The 26,170-nt window shown below is 72.9% G+C and carries 23 protein-coding genes; 17 read left to right on the forward strand and 6 right to left on the reverse strand.

The annotated features are described in order from the left end of the window. Positions 1–113 precede the first annotated feature (113 nt). The 5 genes from ACFWEG_RS13885 to ACFWEG_RS13905 form a co-directional block, all read right to left on the reverse strand. Positions 114–401: a DUF1416 domain-containing protein gene (locus ACFWEG_RS13885; protein WP_127832476.1), complete on the reverse strand. Its 288-nt coding sequence runs from the start codon at positions 399–401 to the stop codon at positions 114–116. A 57-nt stretch (positions 402–458) separates the two neighbouring features. Then, positions 459–1,304, reverse strand: coding sequence for a sulfurtransferase (locus tag ACFWEG_RS13890; RefSeq protein WP_387213737.1), 846 nt, complete (start codon positions 1,302–1,304; stop codon positions 459–461). Positions 1,305–1,747: 443 nt separating this feature from the next. Continuing rightward, positions 1,748–2,479 carry a DUF2993 domain-containing protein gene (locus ACFWEG_RS13895; RefSeq protein ID WP_387213740.1) on the reverse strand — a complete coding sequence of 244 codons (732 nt, stop codon included), beginning with the start codon at positions 2,477–2,479 and terminating at the stop codon, positions 1,748–1,750. Between the two features lie 133 nt (positions 2,480–2,612). After that, positions 2,613–3,812: a hypothetical protein gene (locus ACFWEG_RS13900; protein WP_387213743.1), complete on the reverse strand. Its 1,200-nt coding sequence runs from the start codon at positions 3,810–3,812 to the stop codon at positions 2,613–2,615. Positions 3,813–3,822: 10 nt separating this feature from the next. Next, complete coding sequence (locus ACFWEG_RS13905) at positions 3,823–4,077, reverse strand: MoaD/ThiS family protein (protein ID WP_387213746.1); 255 nt, start codon at positions 4,075–4,077, stop codon at positions 3,823–3,825. A gap of 421 nt (positions 4,078–4,498) precedes the next feature. Between ACFWEG_RS13905 and ACFWEG_RS13910 the strand changes: the two genes are divergently transcribed. From ACFWEG_RS13910 to ACFWEG_RS13935, 6 genes are all read left to right on the forward strand, one after another. After that, on the forward strand, positions 4,499–5,284 hold the full coding sequence (locus tag ACFWEG_RS13910; protein ID WP_387213749.1) for a winged helix-turn-helix domain-containing protein: 786 nt from the start codon (positions 4,499–4,501) through the stop codon (positions 5,282–5,284). 30 nt (positions 5,285–5,314) lie between these two features. Continuing rightward, a complete protein-coding gene (locus ACFWEG_RS13915) occupies positions 5,315–6,346 on the forward strand; it encodes a LacI family DNA-binding transcriptional regulator (RefSeq protein ID WP_387213752.1) in 1,032 nt (343 codons plus the stop codon). Between the two features lie 88 nt (positions 6,347–6,434). Further along, a complete protein-coding gene (locus ACFWEG_RS13920; protein ID WP_387213756.1) occupies positions 6,435–7,439 on the forward strand; it encodes a S1C family serine protease in 1,005 nt (334 codons plus the stop codon). Positions 7,440–7,769: 330 nt separating this feature from the next. Continuing rightward, positions 7,770–8,498 (forward strand): response regulator transcription factor, encoded by a 729-nt coding sequence (locus tag ACFWEG_RS13925; protein WP_387213759.1) that lies wholly within the window; start codon positions 7,770–7,772, stop codon positions 8,496–8,498. Then, entirely contained in the window at positions 8,495–9,904 is a 1,410-nt protein-coding gene (locus ACFWEG_RS13930; RefSeq protein ID WP_387213762.1) for an ATP-binding protein, read from the forward strand. The genes ACFWEG_RS13925 and ACFWEG_RS13930 overlap by 4 nt, the downstream gene beginning before the upstream one ends. 148 nt (positions 9,905–10,052) lie before the next feature. Beyond that, positions 10,053–11,765: an ABC-F family ATP-binding cassette domain-containing protein gene (locus tag ACFWEG_RS13935; protein WP_387213765.1), complete on the forward strand. Its 1,713-nt coding sequence runs from the start codon at positions 10,053–10,055 to the stop codon at positions 11,763–11,765. Between the two features lie 142 nt (positions 11,766–11,907). Here the strand turns inward: ACFWEG_RS13935 and ACFWEG_RS13940 are convergent, their stop codons facing one another. Then, the gene (locus ACFWEG_RS13940; RefSeq protein WP_387213768.1) at positions 11,908–13,743 is read right to left on the reverse strand and encodes a bifunctional metallophosphatase/5'-nucleotidase; all 1,836 of its coding nucleotides are present in this window, start codon (positions 13,741–13,743) and stop codon (positions 11,908–11,910) included. A gap of 350 nt (positions 13,744–14,093) precedes the next feature. On the opposite strand from ACFWEG_RS13940, the gene mshD reads away from it, so the two are divergent. The 11 genes from mshD to pstA all read left to right on the forward strand — a co-directional run bounded on the left by mshD (position 14,094) and on the right by pstA (position 26,162). After that, the gene (mshD, locus tag ACFWEG_RS13945) at positions 14,094–15,020 is read left to right on the forward strand and encodes a mycothiol synthase (protein ID WP_387213771.1); all 927 of its coding nucleotides are present in this window, start codon (positions 14,094–14,096) and stop codon (positions 15,018–15,020) included. Positions 15,021–15,136: 116 nt separating this feature from the next. Continuing rightward, on the forward strand, positions 15,137–15,529 hold the full coding sequence (locus ACFWEG_RS13950; protein WP_387213774.1) for a GntR family transcriptional regulator: 393 nt from the start codon (positions 15,137–15,139) through the stop codon (positions 15,527–15,529). Further along, entirely contained in the window at positions 15,526–16,488 is a 963-nt protein-coding gene (locus ACFWEG_RS13955) for an ABC transporter ATP-binding protein (protein ID WP_387213777.1), read from the forward strand. The genes ACFWEG_RS13950 and ACFWEG_RS13955 overlap by 4 nt, the downstream gene beginning before the upstream one ends. Continuing rightward, positions 16,485–17,513 (forward strand): ABC transporter permease, encoded by a 1,029-nt coding sequence (locus ACFWEG_RS13960; RefSeq protein WP_387213780.1) that lies wholly within the window; start codon positions 16,485–16,487, stop codon positions 17,511–17,513. The genes ACFWEG_RS13955 and ACFWEG_RS13960 overlap by 4 nt, the downstream gene beginning before the upstream one ends. After that, complete coding sequence (locus ACFWEG_RS13965; protein ID WP_387213783.1) at positions 17,510–18,469, forward strand: ABC transporter permease subunit; 960 nt, start codon at positions 17,510–17,512, stop codon at positions 18,467–18,469. The genes ACFWEG_RS13960 and ACFWEG_RS13965 overlap by 4 nt, the downstream gene beginning before the upstream one ends. 273 nt (positions 18,470–18,742) lie before the next feature. Further along, entirely contained in the window at positions 18,743–21,046 is a 2,304-nt protein-coding gene (locus ACFWEG_RS13970) for an RNA degradosome polyphosphate kinase (RefSeq protein ID WP_387213786.1), read from the forward strand. Then, positions 21,027–22,160 carry a CHAD domain-containing protein gene (locus tag ACFWEG_RS13975; protein WP_387213789.1) on the forward strand — a complete coding sequence of 378 codons (1,134 nt, stop codon included), beginning with the start codon at positions 21,027–21,029 and terminating at the stop codon, positions 22,158–22,160. The genes ACFWEG_RS13970 and ACFWEG_RS13975 overlap by 20 nt, the downstream gene beginning before the upstream one ends. Further along, positions 22,157–22,606: an NUDIX hydrolase gene (locus ACFWEG_RS13980; RefSeq protein WP_387213792.1), complete on the forward strand. Its 450-nt coding sequence runs from the start codon at positions 22,157–22,159 to the stop codon at positions 22,604–22,606. Before ACFWEG_RS13975 ends, ACFWEG_RS13980 begins: the two co-directional genes overlap by 4 nt. A 249-nt stretch (positions 22,607–22,855) precedes the next feature. Then, positions 22,856–23,995 carry a phosphate ABC transporter substrate-binding protein PstS gene (gene pstS, locus ACFWEG_RS13985; RefSeq protein WP_387213796.1) on the forward strand — a complete coding sequence of 380 codons (1,140 nt, stop codon included), beginning with the start codon at positions 22,856–22,858 and terminating at the stop codon, positions 23,993–23,995. 92 nt (positions 23,996–24,087) lie between these two features. Next, positions 24,088–25,089 carry a phosphate ABC transporter permease subunit PstC gene (gene pstC, locus ACFWEG_RS13990; protein ID WP_387213800.1) on the forward strand — a complete coding sequence of 334 codons (1,002 nt, stop codon included), beginning with the start codon at positions 24,088–24,090 and terminating at the stop codon, positions 25,087–25,089. Further along, positions 25,086–26,162 (forward strand): phosphate ABC transporter permease PstA, encoded by a 1,077-nt coding sequence (gene pstA / locus ACFWEG_RS13995; protein WP_387213802.1) that lies wholly within the window; start codon positions 25,086–25,088, stop codon positions 26,160–26,162. The genes pstC and pstA overlap by 4 nt, the downstream gene beginning before the upstream one ends. Positions 26,163–26,170 lie beyond the last annotated feature (8 nt).

Raw genomic sequence — 26,170 nt, forward strand, 5'->3', positions numbered from 1 at the left:
ACCCCAAAGGGTGCGGTCCTTACCGACGCCGTACGCGACGCCGGCCGGCCCGCGGACGGAGTCCGGCACAGCGCCCCGAAGCCCGCGAAGCGGCGCGAGGGGCGCGTGGAGGATCAGACGGCGATCGCGACCTCGGCGAGGCCGCCCGTCTGCGCGACGACCGTGCGGTCCGCCGTGCCGCCGGGGACGAGCGCGCGCAGGGTCCACGTGCCCTCGGCCGCGTAGAAGCGGAACTGGCCCGTGGCCGAGGTCGGGACCTCGGCGGTGAACTCGCCGGTCGAGTCGAGCAGGCGGACGTAGCCGGTCACCGGCTCGCCGTCGCGGGTGACCTGACCCTGGATGGTGGTCTCACCGGGCTTGATCGTCGAGGCGTCGGGGCCGCCGGCCTTCGCTCCACACATGTGCGTACTCCAATGGTTCCGGGGGATGCGTCTGGTCCGGGAAGTCCCCGGAGGGACTTACTTGTTGGCGCCGAGCTCGATCGGGACGCCGACCAGGGAGCCGTACTCGGTCCACGAGCCGTCGTAGTTCTTGACGCTCTCCTGGCCGAGCAGCTCGTGCAGGACGAACCAGGTGAGCGCGGAGCGCTCGCCGATGCGGCAGTAGGCGATGGTGTCCTTGGACAGGTCGACCTGCTCGTCCTCGTAGAGCGCCTTGAGCTCGTCGTCGGACTTGAAGGTGCCGTCGTCGTTGGCGTTCTTGGACCAGGGGATGTTGCGGGCGCTCGGCACGTGGCCGGGGCGCTGCGACTGCTCCTGGGGCAGGTGCGCCGGGGCGAGCAGCTTGCCGCTGAACTCGTCGGGCGAGCGCACGTCGACCAGGTTCTTCGCGCCGATCGCGTTCACGACGTCGTCGCGGAAGGCGCGGATCGAGGTGTCCTGCGGCTTGGCCTGGTACTGCGTGGCCGGGCGCTCGGGGACCTGCGAGCCGTCGACGAGGTCGCGGGAGTCGAGCTCCCACTTCTTGCGGCCGCCGTCGAGGAGCTTGACGTCCTGGTGGCCGTAGAGCTTGAAGTACCAGAAGGCGTACGAGGCGAACCAGTTGTTGTTGCCGCCGTACAGGACGACCGTGGTGTCGTTGCCGATGCCCTTCTTCGAGAGCAGCGCCTCGAAGCCGGCCTGGTCGACGAAGTCGCGGCGGACCGGGTCCTGGAGGTCCTTCGTCCAGTCGATCCGGATCGCGTTGCGGATGTGGTTCTTGTCGTACGCCGAGGTGTCCTCGTCGACCTCGACGATGGCGACCTGCGGGTCATCGAGGTGGGCCTCGACCCAGTCGGCGTCTACGAGGACGTCACTGCGGCTCATGATGTTTCTCCTCCGGGGCAGCTGCGGGGGCGTGGCGAGAGAGGGTGCGTACGCCGCTGGGCGGCCGTCTCACGGCCGGGGCGTACGTCACGGGGGTGGAGAGGCGGGACGGCGAGGAGCGCCCGCTCAGACCGAGCGACAGAGCATGGCGGCGACGCGGCACAGGTCCACTGCCCGCCGCTTCGTGAGGTCGTCCGCCTGTCGCTTCATGCGTCGATCGTAAGGAGCATGCGGCGACGCTGTCACCGGCGTGTCAGATGATGAGACGAGATCGTCCGACCGTCGGGACGGACGCCACCGGAAACGCGTTCGGGCCGCCCCCCGGAGCGGGGGGCGGCCCGTCGGCACCGCGATCGTGGACACGGGCGTCTCGCCCTGTGGACTTTGCGGGACCCGGCGGTCGGGCGTCGCGCTCCCCGGCGGCGGCCGGCCCGGCGCGGGCGTCAGCCCGTCAGCTGCACGTCGCTGCCCTTGACGGTCACCGCGATGCCGTTCTTCTCCGGGGTGACCTTGTCGAGCTCGATGCCGCCCGGCAGCCCGTCGACGAGCTGGCTGATGTCGGTCACCTGGCGCATCTGCCGCTCGGCGAAGTCGATGCCGAAGCTGGGCAAGTTGTCGGCGCGCACCTGGACGGTGTTGTCGCCCTTGACGTTCACCGAGCTGAGCACCTCGACGTCCCGGGTGCCGATGATCGGCGCCTCGATCTTCACGTCGACCTTGACCTTGCCGTTGCCGCCGTCGGAGAGCCCGACCACCTCGGCCTTGATGCCGCCGCGCAGTTCGGCCGGGCCCTTGGCCCGGGCCGCCTCCAGCAGCTCCTCGTAGGGGATGCGTGCGGTGCCGGTGGCGGTGGCCGCCTTCGCGGAGCTGAAGTCGCCGGAGAACTCGACGTCCCTCAGGTCCGCGTCGAGCTCGCTGATCCGCACCTCGGCGTCGCCCGAGCCGGCCGTGAAGTCCGTCATGCGGGCGTCGACCTCGTGGAGCGAGCCGCCGAGCACCTGGGTGAGGAACGGGAAGCCCTTGATCGACACCTCGGGCTCCTCCACCAGACCCTCCCGGGCCTTGATCCGCTGGGCGGCCTCGTCCTCGGCGAGGTTGACCGCGATCCGGTCGGCGGCGACGAAGAGGCCGCCGAGTATCACGGCGATGACCAGGAGTGTCCGTAGTGCGCGCATGCCTCTTTGTTCCCCCCAGGGTGGTGGCTGAACGCGAGCGTAGCGCGCGATCTCGGGGGACCGGCGGCGAGGCTGAGCACGGTCGGTGTCCGCGCGGAGCACGATCGCGCTCCGCGCGGACACCGCGCGGCCGTCAGACGACGACGCGGCCGAGGAGGTACACGGCGGGCGCGGCGAGGGCCAGCGGCAGCGCGACGCCGGCCGTCATGTGCACGAACCGCGACGGGTAGTCGTAGGAGGCGACCCGCAGCCCGATCAGCGCGCAGCCGGCCGCCCCCAGGGCGAGCAGCGCCCCCTGGGCGCCGACGCCGGTCAGCGAGCCGGTGGCGATCCCGGAGCCGGCCCCGGCGAGCAGGGCGGCGACGACGGCGACGACCCCGGGCAGCGGCAGCGCGCGCACGAGCGCCGCGACGCCGACGGCGACAGCGCCGACGACCACCGCGTCCGGCTCGGCGCCCAGGTGCCCGGCGGCGAGCACCGCGAGCGCGGCGGAGGCGACGGTCGCGGTCAGGCCGTACATCCGCTCGTCGGCGGGGGCCCGGTTGCGGAGCTGGAGGACGATCGTCAGCAGCACCCACACCCCGAGCGTGCCGATGATCGCGGCGGGCGCGTGCTCGCGGCCGACGGCCAGCAGCACGCCGTCGGCGACCACGCCGCCGAGGAACGCGAGCGCGATGCCCTGGCGGGCCGGCCACATCCCGTTCAGCCGGAACCAGCCGGCCGCCGTCACGGCCTGCAGCGCGAGCAGCGGAAGGAGCAGGGCCCAGGAGCCGAGCGCGGCGCCGCCCGCGAGGAGCGCGGCGAGCACGGCGGTCAGCGCGGCCGGTCGGAGCCCGGGCGCGATGATCGGCGACCGCCCCTCCGCACGGGCCCGCTGCGCGGCCGTCAGGGGTGCGCGCGGGGGCGCGGTGGGCGCGGACACGGGGGCCTCCGGCGGGATGGGCGCCGACACGGTGTGCGGGTCGTACCGGTCGAGCTGCGGGGGGACGTAGGGCGACTGCGGGTCCTGAGGGGCGGCGGCGTGCGCGTACCCGTCACCCGGGTGGGGGTACGGGGCGCGTGCACCGTACGGGTCCGGCGCCTCATGGGGGCCCTGTCCGTTGTGGGACGCCTGGGCGCCGTACGTCACCGGGACGTCGTAGGGCCGGCGGTCCTGCTGCGGGACGTCCCCGGACCCGGGCCCGGGCCAGGCGTCGGTCGGCCAGGTCAGCGGGGGCGTCGTCCGCTCGTCCCAGGACTGCGGGGCGGGCGGCGGCCAGGAGGGGTCGTACGGCGGCTGCGGCGCGTAGGGCTGCTGCCCGTGCTCGTACGGCTCGTGCGGCTGGTTGCTCATGGTGCGGGGGTCACCCTCCTGCGAACGGCGGGAGCACCTCGACCGTGCCGCCCTCGGCCAGCCGTACCGTCTCATGGCTCCGGGTGCCGACGGGGTTCCCGTCCACCAGGAACGAGCAGCGACGCAGCACGTTCACCAGCTCACCGGGGTGCCGGTCGCGGGCCCCGTCGAGCGCGCCGGCCAGCGTGTCGGCGGCGTACGGCTCCTCGGCGAGGCCTGCGGCGGCCTTGGCCGCGGCCCAGTAGCGGATGGTGCCGGATGGCATACGGCGCTCCTCGGATCGGTCGGCGCGGGCGGTGCGCGCGGTGCGGGTCAATTGTGCCGTGTGCCGTCCGTTCACCCGCCTGCCGGTGAGGGGCAGCACACACGACCCCATGTCTTCACCCTCCTGACCCGGGGCGCGGTGGGCTATCCTCCTGCCCAGAGGACTCGGGCGACGACGCCCCCGGGTCCTTTCGTGCTTTCACGCCCGGCTCCGGCCTGGAGTGCGGTGCGGCGGACCCCGGGGCGCGGGGCCCGCGCGGAGCAGTGCCAGGCGCCGGCATGACACGCAGTAGCCGCAGTACTCCCCCAAGGTCTGAAGGACCAGGGTGGGACCCCCTCCGCAGGGACCGAGGAGGAACCGACGTAATGGGCGAACGAACCGTGCACGACGACATGACCGCGACCCGGGCAGGGGGACGGCGATGAGTTCTCTGCTGCTCCTCACCAACGCCCTCCAGCCGTCGACGGAGGTGCTCCCCGCTCTGGGCCTGCTGCTGCACAGCGTGCGCGTCGCGCCCGCCGAGGGCCCCGCGCTGGTCGACACCCCCGGCGCCGACGTGATCCTGGTCGACGGCCGCCGCGACCTCCCGCAGGTCCGCAGCCTCTGCCAGCTGCTCCGCTCCACCGGGCCCGGCTGCCCGCTGATCCTGGTCGTCACCGAGGGCGGTCTCGCGGCCGTCACCGCCGACTGGGGCATCGACGACGTCCTCCTGGACACCGCGGGCCCGGCCGAGGTCGAGGCGCGCCTCAGGCTCGCGACCGGCCGCCAGCAGATCGTCACCGACGACTCCCCCATGGAGATCCGCAACGGCGACCTGTCGGTCGACGAGGCCACCTACAGCGCCAAGCTGAAGGGGCGGGTCCTGGACCTCACCTTCAAGGAGTTCGAGCTCCTGAAGTACCTCGCCCAGCACCCGGGCCGCGTCTTCACCCGCGCCCAGCTCCTCCAGGAGGTCTGGGGCTACGACTACTTCGGCGGCACCCGCACGGTCGACGTCCACGTACGGCGGCTGCGGGCGAAGCTCGGCCCGGAGCACGAGTCGCTGATCGGCACGGTCCGCAACGTCGGCTACCGCTTCGTGACGCCGGAGAAGCCCGAGAAGGGCGACCGCGCCGAGCGCGCGGAGCGCGACGGGCGGACCGCTCCCGCGGCCGAGGAGACGACTGTCACAGAGCGTTCGGCAGATGCTGTCGCTCGACCGGCCTAGTCAGGGGTCCATCCGCGTAGACTGCCGCGCGTGGCCAAGGTGACGCGTGATGATGTGGCGAGACTTGCGGGGACGTCGACCGCGGTCGTCAGCTATGTCATCAACAACGGTCCCAGGCCGGTCGCCCCGGCCACGCGCGAGCGGGTGCTCGCCGCGATCAAGGACCTGGGGTACCGGCCCGACCGGGTCGCCCAGGCCATGGCGTCGCGGCGCACGGACCTCATAGGACTCATCGTCCCGGACGCCCGGCAGCCGTTCTTCGCGGAGATGGCGCACGCGGTCGAGCAGGCGGCCGCCGAGCGCGGCCAGATGGTCCTGGTCGGCAACTCCGACTACCTCGACGAGCGCGAGGTGCACTACCTGCGCGCGTTCCTCGGCATGCGGGTCTCGGGGCTCGTCCTGGTCAGCCAGGGCCTGAGCGAGCACGCCGCCGCCGAGATCGACACCTGGGACGCCCGCGTGGTGCTGCTACACCGCAGACCCGAGGCCATCGACGACGTCGCCGTCGTCACGGACGACCTGGGCGGCGCCCAGATGGCCACCCGGCACCTCCTGGAGCACGGCCACTCCTATGTCGCCTGTTTCGGCGGCCTGGACATCACCCCCACCGTCGGCGACCCCGTGACCGACCACATCGAGGGCTGGCGGCGGGCCATGGACGAGGCCGGCATCTCCACCGAGGGCCGACTGTTCCACGCCCCCTACGACCGCTACAACGCCTACCGGGTCGCCCTGGAGCTCCTCTCCGGCCCCGACCGGCCGACGGCCGTCGTGTGCACCACCGACGACCAGGCCATCGGCCTCCTGCGCGCGGCCCGCGAGCTGCGCATCGACGTCCCCGAGGACCTCGCCGTCGTCGGCTTCGACGACGTCAAGGAGGCGGCGCTCACCGACCCGCCGCTCACCACCGTCTCCTCCGACCGGCAGGCGATGGCCCGCGCCGCGGTCGACCTGGTCCTCGACGACGGCCTGCGGGTCGCCAACTCGCGCCGGGAACGGCTCAAGATCTTCCCCTCGGCGCTGGTCGTCCGCCGCTCCTGCGGCTGCGCGCACGCCCACTGAGCCGCCCTTACATCGGGCATACACGCTTCTGTCGGGCTTCTCACCCGCCGCTCAGACGGTTCTCATCCGCGGCGGCGACAGTCGTGCCATGACCGAGAACCACCGCTACGGCGGCACCCCCGAGAGCACCGTCGGCCCCGAGCCCACCGCGTACTCGCGGTTCGCCGACGTCCCCCCGCGGCCCGGCTACGCGCCGACCGTGCACCAGCGGGCGCGCCGGCCGTTCGGCCTCCTCGCCGCGGTGGCGATCGCCGCGGCGGCCGTCGGGGGCGCGACGGCGGTCGGCGTGGAGTCGGCGCTCGACCGGCCCGCGGCGACGGCGAGCGCGGCCGGGAACACGGCGAACGGGACCAACGTGTCCGACGCCTCGAAGGGCACGGTGGCCGGGGTCGCCGCGGCCGTCAGCCCGAGCGTGGTCGAGATCAGCGCGTCCTCGTCCGGCGGGCAGTCCACCGGCTCCGGGGTGATCGTCACCGAGGACGGCGAGATCGTCACCAACAACCACGTCGTCGCGGGAGCGGACAGCGTCACCGTCTCCCTGAGCAGCGGCAAGAAGTACCGGGCGGACGTCGTCGGGACCGACCCCTCCAAGGACCTGGCGCTGATCAAGCTCCAGGGCGCGAGCGGACTGAAGGCGGCGAAGCTCGGGGACTCCGACGCGGTCGGCGTCGGCGACGAGGTCGTCGCCATCGGCTCCCCCGAGGGCCTGACCGGCACCGTCACCAGCGGCATCGTCTCCGCGCTCCACCGGGACGTCACCGTCTCCACCGAGCAGGAGCAGAGCCCGCGCGAGTCCCAGGGGCAGTGGCCGTTCGAGTTCGGCGGCGAGCAGTTCAACGGCGACACCGGTGACTCCACCACCACCTACAAGGCCCTCCAGACCGACGCCTCCCTCAACCCGGGCAACTCCGGCGGCGCGCTGATCAACATGAACGGCGAGATCATCGGCATCAACAGCGCGATGTACGCACCCAGCTCCGGCGGCGGCAGCTCCTCCTCCGCAGGCAGCATCGGCCTCGGCTTCGCCATCCCCGTCAACACGGTGAAGGCGGACCTGGACACCCTGCGCGCGGGCGGCTCGAACGGCAGCTGAGCGGGCGGCGGCCTGGAACCGCGCTTGCCGGTTCCAGGTCTCCCCGCGGAGCTGTCGGCCGCGTCGCGGTCGGGCCTCCCGGCCGCTGCGGCCGGGAGGTCCAGCCGTGCGGCATGAGGCCGCCGTCCGCTGCGGACCTCCTCTCCGACCCTCTTCGCGCCCCTGCGGACGCACGCCGCAGCGGGGCCGCTTCACTCTTCGCGGCAATCGGCCTCCATGAGGCCGCTCCCGCGCCGCCCGCGCGCCGCGTGGCACGCTGTGGGCGGTCGACGTCCGCGCGGACCGCGGCCACCACTCCCTCGCCCGCCCACGTCCCGAGAGGCAGTCCCCATGAATCCCGCGGAAGGCGACCCGCAGCGTGTCCTGATCGTCGACGACGAGCCCGCCGTGCGCGAGGCGCTGCAGCGGTCGCTTGCGTTCGAGGGGTACGCGGTGGAGGTGGCCGTGGACGGCGTCGACGCGCTGGCGCGGATCGAGTCGTACCGGCCTGACCTCGTGGTGCTCGACATCCAGATGCCGCGGATGGACGGCCTCACCGTCGCCCGGCGGGTGCGCGCGGGCGGCTCGGAACTGCCGGTCCTCATGCTCACCGCGCGGGACACCGTCGGCGACCGGGTGACCGGCCTGGACGCGGGCGCGGACGACTACCTGGTGAAGCCGTTCGAGCTCGACGAGCTCCTCGCCCGCGTCCGCGCGCTGCTGCGCAGGTCGTCCTACGCGGCCGACGCCGCCGCGGAGACGGTCGTCGACGACGCGCTGGCCTTCGCGGACCTGCGGATGGACCTGTCGACCCGCGAGGTCGTGCGGGGCACCCGCCGGGTCGAGCTGACCCGCACGGAGTTCACCCTCCTGGAGATGTTCCTCGCCCACCCCCGCCAGGTCCTCACCCGCGAGCAGATCCTGAAGGCGGTCTGGGGCTTCGACTTCGAGCCGTCCTCCAACTCCCTGGACGTGTACGTGATGTACCTGCGGCGCAAGACCGAGGCCGGGGGCGAGCCGCGACTCGTGCACACCGTGCGCGGGGTGGGCTACGTGCTGCGGACGGGCGGCGGGGAGTGAGCGGAGTCGTCCGGCGCCTGCGGTCGCTGCCGCTGCGCTCCCGGCTGGCCCTGCTGACCACGGCGGCGGTGGCGTTCGCGGTGGCGGCGGTGGCGGCGGCGTGCTGGTTCATCACGCGGGACCGGTTGGTGGAGCAGTTGGACACGACGCTCAGCCAGGCGAATCCCGGCCCGCGCGACGTGCAGGTGCTCAGCAGCTACTGCAATGGCACGCTCCCGGATGACGTCCGGTTCCTGACCACGCCGTACACGACGCAGTTGGTTCCGACCGTCGGTGAGCCGTGCACGTCCCCCGACAAGCCCACGATCCCGGTGCAGGCGATCGACCAGCAGGTCGCCTCGGGCGCACGGGACAGCGCGACGCACACCACCAAGGCGTCGAACGGGACCTCGATGCGGGTCCACACCGAACGGCCAGCGGGTGTCAACGGCATTGCCATCTCCGTCGCCGCCCCTATGAAGCAGGTCGACGACCCCCTCAACCAGCTCGCACTCGTCCTGCTGGCCGTCTGCGGCTTCGGCGCGCTCGGGGCGGGCGCGGCGGGCCTGTGGATCGCGCGGGCCGGCCTGCGGCCCGTGGACGAGCTCACGGAGGCCGTCGAGCACGTGGCGGAGACCGAAGACCTTGGGGTGCGCCTGCCCGTCGAGGGCGAGGACGAGATCGCGCGGCTGGCCGCCGCGTTCAACTCGATGACCGCCTCCCTGGCGTCCTCCCGCGAACTCCAGCAGCAGCTCATCGCCGACGCCGGCCACGAGCTGCGCACGCCGCTGACGTCGATGCGCACCAATATCGACCTGCTGGTCCGCAGCGAGACCAGCGGACGGGCCATCCCGCCCGCCGACCGCGCCGCGCTGCTCGACTCGCTCAAGGCCCAGATGACCGAGCTGGGCGCGCTGATCGGCGACCTCCAGGAGCTGTCCCGGTCGGGACCGGCCGGCAGCGAGGGCCCCCTCCAGGTCGTCGCCCTGCACGACGCGACCCGCGCCGCGCTGACCCGCGCCCGGCTCCGGGGTCCGGAGCTGACGTTCGCGGTCGACCTGGCCCCCTGGTACGTCCGCGCGGAACCCGCCTCCTTGGAGCGGGCCTTGGTGAACGTCCTGGACAACGCCGTGAAGTTCAGCCCTCCCAAGGGCGTCGTGGAGGTCACCCTCGACCGGGGCACGCTGAGCGTCCGGGACCACGGCCCCGGGATCCCCGCCGACGAACTCCCGCACGTCTTCGACCGCTTCTGGCGCTCGCCCACCGCGCGGGCGCTGCCCGGGTCGGGTCTCGGCCTCTCGATCGTGGCGCGCACGATCCAGCAGGCGGGCGGGGACGTGGCGCTGAGCCCCGCGGAGGGCGGGGGCACGCGGGCGGTGGTCCGGCTACCGGGGGCCCCGACGCCGCCGCCGGGAACGGACGTCTGAGGGGCGGCACCGACCCCGTCCAGAACTGACGAGACGAAACGTCTTGCGGAGAGCGCTCCTGGGGTCTACTGTCTTCATAACGAGACGGACCGTTCCGTCTCACAGGCTGTCGCCTGAACAGGACTGTCGCCCAGGCAAAGGAACCCGCTTGCACCACCTAGCCGACCGCTCCACCGCATCGGCCGCCACCACGGCCTCCCAGCTCGTCCTGACCGACGTCACCAAGCGCTACGACGACCACGTCGTCCTGGACCGCGTCTCCCTGACCGTCCGCCCGGGCGAGAAGGTCGGCGTGATCGGCGACAACGGCTCCGGGAAGTCCACCCTGCTGCGGTTGATCGCGACCGCGGCCGCCGCCGCCCGCGCGGACGACGACCGCGCGCCGAAGGGCGGCGAGTTCCCCGACAACGGCTCGCTGACCGTCCACGCCCCCGGCGGCACCGGCCATCTCGCGCAGACCCTCGGCCTGCCCGGCAGCGCGACCGTCGGCGACGCCGTCGACCTCGCGCTCGCCGAGCTGCGCGCCCTGGAGCGCCGCATCCGCGCCGCGGAGGCGCGGCTCGACACGTCCGGGGCCGAGGGCCTGGCCGCGTACGACGCGCTGCTCGCCGCGTTCGAGGCGCGCGGCGGCCACGACGCCGAGCGCAGGGTGCGGGTGGTCCTGCACCGTCTGGGCGAGCGGGGCGGGCTCGACCGCGCCCGCCCGCTGGGCACCCTGTCGGGCGGCCAGCGCTCCCGGCTCGCCCTGGCCGGCACCCTGGCCGCCGCCCCCGAGCTGCTCCTGCTCGACGAGCCCACCAACGACCTCGACGACGAGGCCGTCGCCTGGCTGGAGGACCATCTGCGCCGCCACCGGGGCACGGTCGTCGCCGTCACCCACGACCGCACGTTCCTCGAACGGGTCACCTCCACCGTCCTGGAGGTGGACGCCGACCGCAGGACCGTCCGGCGGTACGGCGACGGCTACGCGGGCTACCTGGCCGCCAAGGCCGCCGCACGGGCCCGCTGGGAGCTCGCGTACGAGGAGTGGCGGGCGGAGCTCGACCGGCACGCGGCGCTGGCGGACGCCAACATCGCGCGCTTCGCGGCCATCCCGCACAAGAACCCGCGCGGGTTCAGCGGCGCCGGCGCGTTCCGCGCGCGCTCGCGGGCCCACGGCGCGCAGAGCCGCATCCGCGCGGCGCGCGAACGGATCCGGGTGCTCACCGAGAACCCGGTGCCCAGGCCGCCCGATCCCCTGCGGTTCACGGCCCGGATCACGACGGGCGACGGCGGGGATCCTGAGGGCTCCACGGGCCCCGTCGTCGAGGCCGCCGGGCTGCACGTCCCCGGACGGCTGGTCCTGGACGGCTCGCTGCGGCTCGGTCCCGGTGACCGGCTCCTGGTCACCGGTCCGAACGGGGCAGGCAAGACCACCCTCCTCAAGGTGCTCGCCGGCCTGATCGCCCCGTCCGCCGCCCGCACCCTGAAGCTCCCGTCCCGCCCCGGGCTCCTCCGGCAGGACGACGACTCCTGGGCGCGCGACGGCCGGACGGCCCTCCAGGCGTTCGCCCTCGGCCGCCCCGGGCTCCCCGAGGACCACGCCGACGCGCTGCTCGCACTCGGCCTCTTCCGGGAGGCGCAGCTCGACCAACCGGTGCGCACGCTGTCCGTGGGCCAGCGCCGCAAGCTCGAACTGGCCCGCCTGGTCACCGCCCCGCACGACCTGCTGCTCCTGGACGAGCCGACCAACCACCTCTCCCCCGGACTCGTGGAGGACCTGGAGACGGCTCTCGCGGACTACCGCGGCGCGCTGGTGGTCGTGAGCCATGACCGCAGGGTGCGGGCGCGGTTCGCGGGCGAGGTCCTGGAGTTGCGGTGAGCGAAAACGCGCACAAGGGCCGCGATTTCCCGGGGAGGGAAATCGCGGCCCGTGGGTGGGGGGGTGCGCTAAACCGCCCACAGGGGCCGCTTTTTCGGGGGGTGGTAACCCGCGGCCCTTGGGTGCGGTGTTGCGGTACTGCCTACTGGACGATCGTGATCCGGTCCGTCGCCGGCGGCGCGATCGGCGCGGTGGCCGAGGAGTTCGCCGACAGGTAGGCGTTGAAGAGGTCCAGGTCGGACGCGCCGACGAGCTTGTTCGTGCCCTTGGCGAGCGTCGGGAAGCCGTCGCCGCCGCCGGACAGGAACTCGTTCATGCCGACCCGGTACGTCTTCGCCGGGTCGATCGCCTCACCGTTGAGCTTCACCGAACCCGCGACGATCCGCTCCGCCCCGGTCTTCGTCAGGTCGAGCGTGTAGGTGAAGCCCTTCGACACCTGGAGGATCTTCGGCGAGGCCGCGTTCGCCCCGCTGACCTGCTCCTGCAGGGCGGTGACCAGCTGGGCGCCGGTCAGGTCGATCACCGTCATCATGTTGGTGAACGGCTGCACGGTGAACGCCTCGCCGTACGTCACCACCCCGTCGCCCTCGGCCCCCGAGGCCTTGTACACGAGGTCCGCGCGGATGCCGCCCGGGTTCATGAGGGTCAGCTGCGCGCCGCCCTTGTCGGCCGGTGCCAGACCCGCGAGCTGCGCGTCGGCGATCAGGTTGCCGAGCGGCTTCTCCAGGGCGGTCGACCCGCGTCCGTTGACGTCCGCGGAGATGAAGCCCTGAGGACGGGCGGCGATCGGCGCGGCGATCGTGTTCCAGCGCGCGATCAGCGACGTCATGTCCGCGGCCTTCGGCTGCGTGCGGTTCACGACGTAGTTCTTCGACACCGGCGACCGCTCGGTCCTGACCGCGGTCCGCACGACGTCGTCCGTCACCCGGTCGTACGTCAGCGTGGTGTCCGTGTAGACCTTCCCGAACGACGACGCGGACGTCACCAGGCGCGGCTTGCCCGCCGGGTCCGGCACCGTGCAGACGTACGCCTGGTGCGTGTGTCCCGTGACCAGCGCGTCGACCTCGGGCGTGATCCCCTTCGCGATGTCCAGGATCGGCCCCGAGATGCCCGCGCCGGGGGCCGGGCTGTCGCAGTCGTAGTTCACCGACGACGACGCCGGCGCGCCGCCCTCGTGGATCAGCGCGACGATCGCCTTCACGCCCTTGCGCTTCAGCTCGCGCGCGTACTTGTTGACGGTCTCGACCTCGTCGTGGAACTTCAGCCCCTTGACGCCGTTCGCCGTCACGATGTTCGGGGTGCCCTCCAGGGTCACGCCGATGAAGCCGACCTTCACGCCGTTCTTCCGCCACACCGTGTACGGCTTGAGGACCGGCTTGCCGGTCCGCTCCTTGGTGACGTTCGCCGCGAGGTAGGGGAAGTCCGCGCCCTTGAACTCCTTCCCGTCCTCGTAACACCCCTCGACCGGGTGGCAGCCGCCGTTCTGCAGGCGCGCCAGTTCCTCGGCGCCCTCGTCGAACTCGTGGTTCCCCACGGCCGTCACGTCGAGGTCGAGACCGTTCAGCGCCTCGATCGTGGGCTCGTCGTGGAACAGCCCCGAGAGCAGCGGGCTCGCCCCGACCATGTCGCCGCCGGCAGCGGTGATCGAGTACGAGTTGCCCTGGCGTGCCGTCCGCAGCGCCGTCGCCAGGTACTCCACGCCCCCGGCCGGTATCGCCTTCACCGTGCCGTCCGGCTGCGTCTCGTTGACGTTCCCCGCCGAACCCGCCGGCGGCTCCAGGTTCCCGTGCAGGTCGTTGAACGACAGCAACTGCACGTCCTGGTAGCGGCTCGGCTGCCACTTCCCCTTCCCGTCGTCCTTCCCGTGCGCCCCCGCCGGCATCGCTGCGACGAGCGCGCCAACGGTCGCCAGTCCGGCGGCCGTCGCGAGCAGTCGCCGTCCCCGGCGGTTGAGCGGTCTCTGCGGTGTGGCTGGCATCCGAGTTCCCCTTGTGAAGTCCGGTGCAGGGCTGAGGCTGTGCGGCAGCCTAGAGTCAACGCGCGTAGCGCGAGAAGGGGGTACGCGGTTACAAGCTGGTTGCCATTGGGAGCCGCATGCCTGCGCCCACCCGGACCCGGCGCCTTTCTTCCTTGCGCCGGCAAAGAACTCAGCCCGGCCGGCGCTTGAGGCCGCGCGGCCGCAGGCCGTGCACGCGCCGCCAGGCGCACCTGCCGCCCGGCGAGGGACTTGGGGAAGGGGCGGGTGGGGGAAACTCCCCCGCGAAGCGGGACACGAGACCCGCTGCCGTCAACGGTCACTGCACCCACCCCCGCCGTACGCTCGTGCACATGACTGACGCCGCCCGCGACATCCAGATCCTCGACACCCTCCGCGCCGACCAGGCGCAAGAGGTCCTCGACCTGCTGGCGACGACCGCCGCCGAGGACGGCGTGCAGGCCGTCTCGGAGCAAGGCCGCCTGCACCTCACCGGCGGCCCCCGCGACGGCATCCGCCACGCCCTCCTCACCGCGCACGACTCCCTCCTCGGCTACGCGCAGCTCGACGCCGGCGACCCCGTCGAGGCGACCGCCGTCGAACTCCTCGTCCACCCCTCCCACCGCACCCGCGGCCACGGCCGCGCCCTCGCCGAGGCCGTCCTGGCGGCGACGGACCACCGCCTCCGCGCCTGGGCCCACGGCGGCAAGCCCGCCGCCCGGCACCTCGCCCGCACCCTCGGCCTGCGCCTCTTCCGCGAACTCCGCCAGTTGCGGATGCCGTTGACGGACCTCGCCCTGCCCGGCCCCGTCCTCCCCGACGGCGTCGCGATCCGCACCTTCCGCCCCGGCGAGGACGACGCGGCCTGGCTCGCGGCGAACGCGGAGGCCTTCGCCCACCACCCCGAACAGGGCTCGCTCACCCAGCGCGACCTGGACGACCGCAAGGCCGAGCCGTGGTTCGACCCGGCGGGCTTCTTCCTCGCCGAGCGCCGCTCCGAAGGCCCCGGCGGCGAGGAGACGACCGAGCTGGTCGGGTTCCACTGGACCAAGATCCAGGACGGCGTCGGCGAGGTCTACGTCGTCGGCGTGCGCCCCGACGCGCAGGGCGGCGGGCTCGGCAAGGCGCTCACCACCATCGGCCTGCGCTACCTGGCCGGCCGGGAGCTGCCCACCGCGATGCTGTACGTCGACGCGGACAACAAGCCCGCCGTGACGGTCTACGAGCGCCTCGGCTTCACCACGTACGCGACGGACCTGATGTACCGCACGGAGTCCTGAACCGCAGGTCGGGCCTGTGGACAACACCCAATAAGTCATACCGGGCCGGGGGTTGACACCCCCGGCTCTCTTGTACCACCCTTTCACTAATCGATTAGTGAAAGGGTGGTTAACGCGTGGTCGAATTCCACATCGACCGCCGCAGCGGCGTCGCCACGTACCTCCAGCTGGTCCACCAGACCAAGCAGGCCCTGCGCCTCGGACTGCTCGAACCGGGCGACAAACTGCCCACCGCCCGCGAGGTGGTGGAGGCGACGGCGATCAATCCCAACACCGTGCTCAAGGCCTACCGCGAACTGGAGCGCGAGGGCCTCGTCGAGCCCCGCCGGGGCCTCGGCACCTTCGTCCGCAAGACCCTCGGCAGCACCCCGCCCGCCGACTCGCCGCTCGAACGCGAGCTGGCCGACTGGCTGGCGCGCGCCCGGGCCGGCGGCATGGACCGTGAGGACATCGCGGCCCTCGTCGAATCGACACTCAACGCACAATTCCCTCGGGGGGACGACAGATGAGCGGCACCACGCTTCACGACGACACCGGCGGCGGCCCACCCGCCCTCGCGGCCGACGGCCTCGGCATGACGTACGGCCTGCGCAAGCACCGGCACGCCCTGGTCGACTGCACGTTCCGGCTGCCCGCGGGCCGCATCTGCGCCCTCGTCGGGCCGAACGGAGCGGGCAAGTCCACCCTGCTGACCCTGGCCGCCGGGCTGATACGCCCGACCGCGGGACAGGTCCGCGTCCTCGGCCTGCACCCGGCCGCAGCCCGCGAACGCCTGGCCTACGTCGCCCAGGACAAGCCGCTCTTCCCGCAGTTGACCGTCGCCGCGACCCTGCGCGTCGGGCAGGAGCTCAACCCGGGCCGCTGGGACCAGGAGGCGGCGCAAGCGGTCGTGTACGACGAACTGGAGCCGGACGCGAAGGTCCGCAGCCTCTCCGGCGGCCAGCGCACCCGCGTCGCGCTCGCCCTCGCGCTCGGCAAACGGCCCGAGGTGATGCTGCTCGACGAGCCGATGGCCGACCTCGACCCGCTCGCCCGCCACCAGCTGATGGGCACCCTCATGGCGGCCGCCGCGGAGCACGGCACGACGATCGTCATCTCCTCCCACATCCTCACCGAGCTGGCCGACGCCTGCGACCACCTGCTCCTGGTGGACCGCGGCCGCGTCCGCCTCGCCGGCCCCACCGACGCGGTCCTCGGCGCGCACGCCCTGGTCACGGCCCCGCCCGGTCGCGACCTCGCCCCGCACGAGGTGATCGAGTCCCGCGCGAGCGGCCGCGGGCAGACCGCGCTCGTCCGGCCGCGGGGTCCGCTGGACCCGGCCTGGGAGGTCGCGGAACCCTCCCTGGAGGCCATGCTCCTCGGCCACCTCCGCAACCCGGACGCGCCGCAGCTACGGGTGGACGGGACGCAGGCCGCGGACACGCAGAGCGTCCCGGACGCGGCGGCGGAGACGGGGGCGCAGGCATGAGCGCGCTCGTTCCGGCCGGCCCGTTCCGCGCCTTGGTCCGGCTGCACGCACGGACCCTGTGGGTGGTGCTTGCGGCGGCCTGCGTGTCAGCGGGCGCGTTGGTGTGGGCGGCGCTGCACGAGATCAACACCCGCCCGGCCGACCCCGCCCGCCACGGTCACCTCTTCGACGAGGCGTACCTGCCGGGTCCCGACACCTACGCCAGCATCGTCGTCTACAACGCCCCCGGTGCACTCCTGCTGCTCCCCGTACTCGTCGCCGCCTACGCGGCCGGCCCGCTGTCGGCCCGCGAGTTCGAGTCCGGTACGGCCTCCCTGCTGCGGACTCAGTCCGTGTCGCCGACGCGCTGGTTCACGTCGAAGCTCGTCCTGGCCACTGCGGTCGTCGCAGCCGGCGTCCTGCTGCTGACCGCGACCTACCGATGGGCCTGGACCGCCCACCTGATCCAGCCGTACGAACGGCAGTGGTTCACGAGCACGGTGTTCCCGTCCGTCGGCCCGGCCCTGGCCGCCTACTGCCTACTCGGCCTCGCGCTGGGTCTGCTCGTCGGCGGAGTGCTCCGGCGGACCCTGCCCGCGGTGGGGCTGACGCTGGCCGCCCTCGGCCTTGTCATGATCGTGCTGCACCGGTTCCGCGGCGCGCTGTGGCCCGTCACGACGACGACCAGCGGCACCCCGCGCTTCCTGAGCGTGCGGGCACCCGACCACACTTTCGCCGTGGACCGCGGAGTGATCCTCCAGGACGGCTCCCGCGCCGGGATCCCGCGCTGCGGCAACGCCAGTGGTGACGCCCTCACCGCCTGCCTCGACAAGGCCGGGGTCGTCGACTGGTACGCCGACTACCACCCCGCGTCCCACTTCTGGCCCCTCCAGCTCGTGGAGACCGGCATCCTCCTGCTTCTGGCCGCGCTCGCCGCGGGCGCCTCGTACGCCCTGGTCCGGCGCCGGACCGCGCCCCGCCCACTCGCTGCGGCCCCCGCGCCGAACGCCCCCGCGCACCCCGCCCGCGAGGAGGCCGCCGTATGAGCGTGCTCGCCCTCAAGGGCATGCCGAGGACCGTGGCGCGGCTGCACCGGACCGCGCTGATCTTCACACTGCTGTGCCTGCTCGCACTGGCCGGCGCGACGGTGTGGCTGTACAGCATCGGCGACGAGGCCCGGCTCGGCGAGAGGGGCTGCGCCTCGCCGCCCACCGACGGACTGCCGTCGTGCGAACGGGTCTGGGACAACTGGGCGTCGGGCATCTACAGCCCGTACCTGGCCCTTGCCACCACCGCGGTGTCCTACCTGGTCTTCCCCGTGGCCGCCTGGGCCGGGGCGGCCCTGATCGGCCGGGAGCTGGAGAACGGCACCGCCCGGCTGACGTGGACGCAGTCGATCACCCCCACCCGCTGGCTGACCGCGAAACTCGCGCTTCCCGCACTCGTCCTGACCGCGTGCGTCACCACGGCGGTACTTCTGCTCGCCTGGGCCCGGCGTGACGGCGACCCGAACCACACGGGCGACTGGTACATGGCCGACCACTTCATCGTGCGCGGCCCCGTCGCCGTCGCCCTCGTCCTCGCGGGCCTCGCCCTAGGCGCGCTCGCCGGGGTGCTCACCCGCCGGACCCTCCCCGCCCTCGGCCTGGGCTTCGGCCTCGCGCTGGTCCTCTACAACGTCCTGGAGCGCTACCGCGAGAGCCTCTGGCCGACAGCCACCAGGATCACCGCGAGTCAGGCCCCTCTTCCTCGCGACGCGTGGCCGATAGGGAGCGGCATCATCCTCTCTGACGGTACGCGCAGAAGCGGCTACTTCAACGACTGCACCGGAATACCGGTCGACATGGCCCCCTGCGCCCCTTCCGGCGCCCGCTTCCTCGACGAGTACCACCCCGCCTCCCACCTCCTCCCCCTCCACCTCGTCGAGACCGGCATCCTCCTCGCCGTGACCGCCGCGGCCACCACCGCCGCCTTCGTGCTGATACGCCGCCGTACCGCCTGACCCGCGGTGCCACCGCGCGGACGCCCTGGACGGAGGGGAGGGCGTCCGCAGGGGGCCGCGTCCCTCGGACGGCCCAACCGTCCGGGGGACGCGCCCCGCTCACGTGAACCGGGCCCCCCGGGGAGACGCACCCTGCTTCCCCGGACGTCACCCCGGCGTCACCCCCGCTTCAACCTGACTTGCGACGCTCGCGGAATGCCGCCCGCCGCGCATTCCGACCGTCTCGACGACTCCGACGAGCCGCTCGTGCCCCCCGCACGGAAGAATGGGGTCATGAGCCAGCCTTTCAGCGCCCGCGCAACCGACCGTGCCGACGCCCCCGCCACCGGCGGCAACGGAGGCACCGGCAGCAGCGACGGCCCCGCAGACGTGTCGCTCCTGCACGCTCAGCCGACGGTCGGCTCCATCGCGGCCCACCGCCCGCACACCCTCTCGGCCACCGTCGCCGACCTGGAGCCGAACATCGACTCCGACTCCGACATGTACGACGAGGCCAAGGACACCGGTGAGCTGCCGCAGGGCCGCTTCCTGGACCGCGAGCGCAGCTGGCTGGCGTTCAACGAGCGGGTGCTCGAACTGGCCGAGGACCCCACCACCCCGCTCCTTGAGCGGGCGAACTTCCTGGCGATCTTCGCGTCCAACCTGGACGAGTTCTTCATGGTCCGGGTGGCCGGCCTCAAGCGCCGGATAGCCACCGGCGTCGCCACCCGGTCCGCCTCCGGCCTCCAGCCGCGCGAGGTCCTGGACCTGATCTGGAACCGCTCGCGCGAGCTGATGGCCCGGCACGCCGCCTGCTTCGCGCAGGACATCTGCCCGGCCCTCGCCGACGAGAACATCCACCTGCTGCGCTGGCCCGACCTGACGGAGAAGGAGCAGGCCCGCCTGTTCACCCTCTTCCGCCAGCAGATCTTCCCCGTCCTCACCCCGCTCGCGGTCGACCCCGCGCACCCCTTCCCGTACATCTCCGGGCTCTCGCTGAACCTCGCCGTCGTGGTGCGCAACCCCGTCAGCGGCCACCGGCACTTCGCGCGCGTGAAGGTGCCGCCGCTGCTCTCGCGCTTCCTGGAGGCGTCGCCGAACCGGTACGTCCCCATCGAGGACGTCATCGCGGCGCAGCTGGAGGAGCTGTTCCCGGGAATGCTCGTCGAGGCCACCCACATGTTCCGGGTGACCCGCAACGAGGACCTGGAGGTCGAGGAGGACGACACCGAGAACCTCCTCAAGGCGCTGGAGAAGGAGCTGATGCGGCGCCGGTTCGGGCCCTCGGTGCGCCTGGAGGTCGAGGAGTCGATCGACCCGTACGTCCTGGACCTGCTGGTCCGCGAGCTGAAGATCTCCGACGCCGAGGTCTACCCGCTGCCCGGCCCGCTCGACCTGACCGGCCTGTTCGGGATCTCGGGCCTCGACCGGCCCGAGCTGAAGTACCCGAAGTTCGTCGCCGGTACGCACCGCGACCTCGCCGAGGTCGAGTCGGCGTCCGCGCCGGACGTCTTCGCCGCCCTGCGCGAGCGGGACGTCCTCCTGCACCACCCGTACGACAGCTTCTCGACCTCCGTGCAGGCCTTCCTGGAGCAGGCCGCGGCCGACCCGGACGTGCTCGCCATCAAGCAGACGCTGTACCGGACGTCCGGCGACTCGCCGATCGTCGACGCGCTGATAGACGCGGCGGAGTCCGGCAAGCAGGTGCTCGTCCTCGTCGAGATCAAGGCCCGCTTCGACGAGCAGGCCAACATCAAGTGGGCGCGCAAGCTGGAGGACGCCGGCTGCCACGTGGTGTACGGGCTGGTCGGCCTGAAGACGCACTGCAAGCTCTCCCTGGTGGTCCGTCAGGAGGGCGAACTCCTGCGCCGCTACAGCCACGTCGGCACCGGCAACTACCACCCGAAGACGGCCCGGCTCTACGAGGACCTCGGCCTGCTCACCGCCGACCCGCAGGTGGGCGCGGACCTCTCCGACCTCTTCAACCGGCTCTCCGGTTACTCCCGCCGCGAGACCTACCGGCGGCTCCTCGTCGCCCCCAAGTCCCTACGCGACGGGCTGATCTCCCGCATCGACAAGGAGATCAAGGACCACCGGGCCGGCCGGCCCGCGTACGTCCGCATCAAGGTGAACTCCATCGTCGACGAGCCGCTCATCGACGCCTGCTACCGGGCGTCGCGGGCCGGCGTCCCGGTCGACGTGTGGGTGCGGGGCATCTGCGCGGTCCGGCCCGGCGTCGCGGGGCTCTCGGAGAACATCCGGGTGCGGTCCGTCCTCGGCCGGTTCCTGGAGCACTCGCGGGTGTTCGCCTTCGGCAACGGCGGCGACCCGGAGATCTGGTTCGGCAGCGCGGACATGATGCACCGCAACCTCGACCGCCGGATCGAGGCGCTGGTCAGGGTCACCGACCCCGCCCACCGCGCCGCGCTCAACCGGCTGCTCGAGACCGGCATGTCGGAGACCACCGCCTCCTGGCACCTGGGCCCGGACGGCGAATGGACCCGCCACTCCGCCGACCAGGACGGCCGCCCGCTGCGCAACGTCCAGGAAATGCTCATCGACGCCCGGAGGCGCCGGCGTGGCTCAGCGACACCCTGACCCGACCATCGTCCCCGCGGCCGGTACGGGCACCGACCCGACCGGCCCGGGGACCGGAACCGGGACCGGGACCTCCCCCCGACCCCCGGCGCCCGGCGGCCCCACCGCCGGCGCCGTCCTCGCCCCCCACCTGCGCGAGCGCGCCACCCGCTTCCTGCGGACCCTGCGCGACCTGCGCGACGGCGAACCGCACGCGGTCCCCGCCCTGCGGGAGAACGCCCACGTCACCGCCGCCGTCCTGCACACCTACGGCCCCCTGCTCGACCCCGACTGGGCCACCGGGCTGCGCGCCGAGCTCTCCTGGCTCGCCGCCGGCCTCGGCCGCGAGCACACCTACGAGGCCCGCCTCGACCGCCTGCAGGCCGCGCTGCACCATCTGTCCCGGGCGGACGGCGACGGCCCCGCGCCCGGGGGAAGGTCCGCGAGCGACCCGGGGCCCGCAGCGTCGCGCGTCCCCGCCTCCCGCGCCCCCGACGCGCTGCTCCCCGTCGGCACCGCCCGCGCCGCCGCCTTACTGCACCGGCAGCTGACGCTCGCCCGCACCCGCGCGCACTCCGCCACCCTGGAGACCCTGCGCTCGGAGCGGTTCCACGCCCTGGCCGACGCCATGGCCGTCCTGGTCGGCGAGGTGCCCCTCGCCCACCCCGGGGAGCAGCTCGCCCCCCTCTGCGCGGCGGCCGCCACCCGGGTCCGCACAGCGGCGGACGCCCTCACCGCCGAGGCGCCCGATGCACCGGGCGCACCGGGCAGCCCCGACCACCGCCCCGCCGACCCGTACGACGAGACGCACGACGCCGACTGGGAGCGCCTGCGCCGCCTCCTGTGCCTGCACCGCCACGCCGAGGACGTCCTGACGGCCGGCCAGGGCCCCACCGAGGACCCCACGCCGGCGGACGACACCCTCGCCCGCGCCGCGCGGGCCCTCGCCGAGCACCGCGACGCGATCGGCGCCGCGCAGGCCGCCGCGGCCGCCGCCCGCACCCCCCGCATCGCCCCCGCCACCGCCTACGCCCTCGGTGTGCTCCACGCCGACCAGCGCCACGAGGCGGCGGCGGCGCGCGAGGCCTTCCACCGGGCCCGGCCGTGGGCCGCGACCCCGGCCCCGGTCGCATGAGCGCCGTCCCCGCCCCGGACACCGCACCGGTGCGCGCCGCCGGCTGCGTCCTGTGGCGGCCCGCGCAAGGCGCCGACGCCGAAACCGGTCTCGGCATCGAGATCTGCGTCGTCCACCGTCCGAAATACGACGACTGGTCGCACCCGAAGGGCAAGCTGAAGCGCGGCGAGGAACCCCTCGCCGCGGCCCTGCGCGAGGTGGAGGAGGAGACCGGTTTCCAGTGCCTGCCGGGCGGCCGGCTCCCCACCGTCCGCTACCTCGCCCTCGGCCGCCCCAAGGAGGTCTCCTACTGGACCGCCGAGGCGACCACCGGCCGGTTCGAGCCGAGCCACGAGGTCGACCGGATCCGGTGGCTCCCGCCCGACGAGGCCCGCGCCGCCCTCACCCGGCTCCACGACCGCACCCTCGTCGACGCGCTCCTGGAGCACCTCGATCCACCCGTCTGACCCCGCCCGACCCGCGGCCCGCCACCCTCCCCAGGGCAGCGGGCCGATTTTCGTACCCGTCCGCCGAGGTTCACCCGCCGTTCACCCACCCCCTCAGACCGCTTCACCTGTTCTGCCTAATTTCGGACTCACAAACGAACCGGCATCACCCCGGAGCGCACCGCCGCTCCCCGCAGAACCGCAGATCAGCACCATCTCGACGCACGCCGCCCGGCAACCCGCGGCGGCTCCCGGAAGGAACACCCGACAGTGAAGCTTCAGCGCACCTCCCGGCTTCGCGCCCTCGCCATCGGCGTCGTCGCCGTGTCCAGCGCCCTGGCCCTCACGGCGTGCGGCTCGGACGACACGGGCACCGAGTCCACCGGCGGCGATGGCGGCGGCACCACGAAGGCCGCGCCGGCCGGCGACATCGACTGCCAGGGCAAGGGCCAGCTGCTCGCCAACGGCTCCTCCGCGCAGAAGAACGCCATGGACGCCTGGGTCAAGGCCTACATGTCCGCCTGCAAGGACGTGCAGATCAACTACAAGGCCGAGGGTTCGGGCGCGGGCGTCACCGCGTTCCTCCAGGGCCAGACCGCCTTCGCGGGCTCCGACTCGGCGCTCAAGCCGGAGGAGATCGAGAAGTCGAAGGAGGTCTGCAAGGACAGCCAGGCCATCGACCTGCCGATGGTCGGCGGCCCGATCGCGGTCGGCTACAACGTCCCCGGCGTCGACAAGCTCGCGCTGGACGCCAAGACGCTCGCCCAGATCTTCGACAGCAAGATCACCAAGTGGGACGACCCGGCCATCAAGAAGCTGAACCCCGAGGCGAAGCTGCCGGCCACCAAGATCCAGGCCTTCCACCGCTCGGACGAGTCCGGCACCACGGACAACTTCACCAAGTACCTCAAGGCCGCGGCCCCCGCGGACTGGAAGTACGAGCCCGGCAAGGTCTGGGAGGCCAAGGGCGGCCAGTCCGCGGCCCAGTCCTCCGGTGTCGCCTCGCAGGTCAAGCAGGTCGAGGGCGCGATCTCCTACTTCGAGCTCAGCTACGCCGGCGAGGACATCAACACCGTCGACCTCGCCACCGGCGCCTCCGCGCCCGTCGAGGCCACCGTCGACAACGCCTCCAAGGCCATCGCCGAGGCCAAGGTCGTCGGCCAGGGCAAGGACCTCGCCCTCGAGCTCGCCTACGACACCAAGGCGGAAGGGGCCTACCCGATCACCCTGGTGACCTACGAGATCCTCTGCGAGAAGGGCAACAAGCCCGAGACGCTCGACGCCACCAAGTCCTTCCTCACCTACATCTCCTCCGAGGACGGCCAGTCGGTCCTGAAGGACGCGGGCTACGCCCCGATCCCGACCGAGATCGCCACGAAGGTCCGCGAGACCGTCAAGGGCCTCGCCTAAGACGCCGCCGGGGGCCCGTGCCTCCCCGCACGGGCCCCCGGGGCGCCCATCCGGTGCACCACCGCCAGCAGTACGCAGACCGGAGACATCCCATGGCAACCGCCACCCGCACCACCGAACCCCCGCCACCGACACCGCCCCGGGCGCCCAGCGCCGCGGAGGCGAAGGGCGCGACCCGCCCCGGCGACCGGATCTTCCTCGGCCTCTCCCGCGGCTCCGGCATCGCCCTCCTGGTGATCATGGCCGCGATCGCGGTCTTCCTCACCTACCGGGCCACGCTCGCCCTCGCGGACAACGAGGGCAACTTCCTCACCACCTTCGAGTGGAACGCCAACGCCTCCCCGCCGGTCTTCGGCATCGCGGTCCTGGCCTTCGGCACCATCGTCAGCTCGGTCATCGCCATGGCGATAGCCGTTCCGATCGCCGTCGGCATCGCGCTGTTCATCTCGCACTACGCGCCCCGCCGCGTCGCCGCGCCGCTCGGATACGTCATCGACCTGCTCGCCGCCGTGCCGTCGATCATCTACGGCCTGTGGGGCGCACTCGTCCTGGTCCCGAACCTGACCGGCCTCTACTCCTGGCTGGACGACTACTTCGGCTGGACCGGCGTCCTCTCCTACGAGGGCGGCGCGGCCCGCTCGCTGCTGACCGTCGGCATCCTGCTCGCGATCATGATCCTGCCGATCGTGACCAACGTGAGCCGCGAGGTCTTCCTCCAGGTCCCGCGCATGCACGAGGAGGCCGCCCTGGCCCTCGGCGCGACGCGCTGGGAGACCATCAGGATGACCGTGCTGCCCTTCGGCCGCTCCGGCGTCATCAGCGCCTCGATGCTGGGCCTGGGCCGCGCGCTCGGCGAGACGATGGCCGTCGCCACCGTGCTCTCCCCCAACTTCCTCATCAACGCCAGCCTGCTCGACCCGGGCGGCGGCACCTTCGCGCAGAACATCGCGAGCAAGTTCAGCGAGGCGAGCGAGGCCGGGCGCGACGCCCTCATCGCCTCCGGACTCGTGCTCTTCGTCATCACCCTCCTGGTGAACGGCGCCGCACGCGCGATCATCGCCCGCCGCAAGGAGTACTCGGGAGCCAACGCATGAGCGCCACCGTCATGGACAAGCCCCCGGCGCCCGACCGCCGCAAGCCGTCCCTCACCGCGGCCCGCCTCCCGCGCTGGACCCCCGCCGGGCTCGCGGTCGCCTCCGCCGCGATCGGCGCAGCGATCGGCGCGCTCGCCGGACTCGACTCCCGCATCCAGTGGGCGCTCATCGCCGGCCTCGTCTTCCTGGCCGGGTCCTACGCGCTCGCCGCCGTCGTCGAGGGCCCGCGGCAGGCGAAGGACCGGTTCGCCACCTCGGTGGTGTGGCTGGCGTTCGTCGCCGCCCTCGTCCCGCTGCTCTCCCTCGTCTGGGAGACCCTGGAGCGCGGCCTCAAGGTCTTCGACGGCTACTTCCTGTCCCACTCCATGGGCGTGGTCGCCGACGCCGAGACCGGCGGCGGCATCAACGCCGCGATCATCGGGACCCTGGAGCAGGTCGGCCTCGCCGCCCTGATCGCCGTCCCGATCGGCCTCCTGACCGCCGTCTACCTGGTCGAGTACGGCCGCGGCCGGCTCTCGCAGGCGGTCACGTTCTTCGTGGACGTCATGACCGGCATCCCGTCGATCGTCGCGGGCCTGTTCGTCCTGTCCTTCTGGATCCAGATCCTCGGCTTCGGACCCTCCGGCTGGGCCGGCGCGATGGCGCTCGCGATCCTGATGATGCCGGTCGTGGTCCGCTCGACGGAGGAGATGCTCAAGCTCGTCCCGAACGAGCTGCGCGAGGCCTCGCTCGCCCTCGGCATCCCCAAGTGGCGCACCATCCTCAAGGTCGTCATCCCGACCTCGATCGGCGGCATCACCACCGGCGTCATGCTCGCGGTCGCCCGCATCGCCGGCGAGACCGCCCCGGTCCTCCTGCTGGTCTGGGGCAACCCGTTCATCAACGAGAACCCCTTCGAGGGCGCGCAGGCATCGCTGCCGCTGTACATCTACCAGCAGTACGCGGCCGGGAGCGAGGCCTCACAGGACCGCGCCTGGGCCGCAGCCCTCGCCCTGATCGCCTTCGTCATGATCCTCAACCTGGTCGCCCGCGGCATCGCCCGCTGGAAGGCCCCCCAGCACAGCACCCGATAAGGAGCCAC

Origin of the sequence: Streptomyces sp. NPDC060194, assembly GCF_042728285.1 — a bacterium.
Taxonomy (GTDB): domain Bacteria; phylum Actinomycetota; class Actinomycetes; order Streptomycetales; family Streptomycetaceae; genus Streptomyces.

Coding starts and splice junctions, on each gene's coding strand:
- ACFWEG_RS13955 (WP_387213777.1), top strand. CDS start 15,526: ATGAGCGGCACCACGCTTCACGACGACACCGGCGGCGGCCCACCCGCC.
- ACFWEG_RS13970 (WP_387213786.1), top strand. CDS start 18,743: ATGAGCCAGCCTTTCAGCGCCCGCGCAACCGACCGTGCCGACGCCCCC.
- ACFWEG_RS13890 (WP_387213737.1), bottom strand. CDS start 1,304: ATGAGCCGCAGTGACGTCCTCGTAGACGCCGACTGGGTCGAGGCCCAC.
- ACFWEG_RS13940 (WP_387213768.1), bottom strand. CDS start 13,743: ATGCCAGCCACACCGCAGAGACCGCTCAACCGCCGGGGACGGCGACTG.
- ACFWEG_RS13960 (WP_387213780.1), top strand. CDS start 16,485: ATGAGCGCGCTCGTTCCGGCCGGCCCGTTCCGCGCCTTGGTCCGGCTG.
- ACFWEG_RS13885 (WP_127832476.1), bottom strand. CDS start 401: ATGTGTGGAGCGAAGGCCGGCGGCCCCGACGCCTCGACGATCAAGCCC.
- mshD (WP_387213771.1), top strand. CDS start 14,094: ATGACTGACGCCGCCCGCGACATCCAGATCCTCGACACCCTCCGCGCC.
- ACFWEG_RS13965 (WP_387213783.1), top strand. CDS start 17,510: ATGAGCGTGCTCGCCCTCAAGGGCATGCCGAGGACCGTGGCGCGGCTG.
- ACFWEG_RS13900 (WP_387213743.1), bottom strand. CDS start 3,812: ATGAGCAACCAGCCGCACGAGCCGTACGAGCACGGGCAGCAGCCCTAC.
- pstC (WP_387213800.1), top strand. CDS start 24,088: ATGGCAACCGCCACCCGCACCACCGAACCCCCGCCACCGACACCGCCC.
- ACFWEG_RS13905 (WP_387213746.1), bottom strand. CDS start 4,077: ATGCCATCCGGCACCATCCGCTACTGGGCCGCGGCCAAGGCCGCCGCA.
- ACFWEG_RS13920 (WP_387213756.1), top strand. CDS start 6,435: ATGACCGAGAACCACCGCTACGGCGGCACCCCCGAGAGCACCGTCGGC.
- pstA (WP_387213802.1), top strand. CDS start 25,086: ATGAGCGCCACCGTCATGGACAAGCCCCCGGCGCCCGACCGCCGCAAG.
- ACFWEG_RS13980 (WP_387213792.1), top strand. CDS start 22,157: ATGAGCGCCGTCCCCGCCCCGGACACCGCACCGGTGCGCGCCGCCGGC.
- ACFWEG_RS13925 (WP_387213759.1), top strand. CDS start 7,770: ATGAATCCCGCGGAAGGCGACCCGCAGCGTGTCCTGATCGTCGACGAC.
- ACFWEG_RS13895 (WP_387213740.1), bottom strand. CDS start 2,479: ATGCGCGCACTACGGACACTCCTGGTCATCGCCGTGATACTCGGCGGC.
- ACFWEG_RS13910 (WP_387213749.1), top strand. CDS start 4,499: ATGAGTTCTCTGCTGCTCCTCACCAACGCCCTCCAGCCGTCGACGGAG.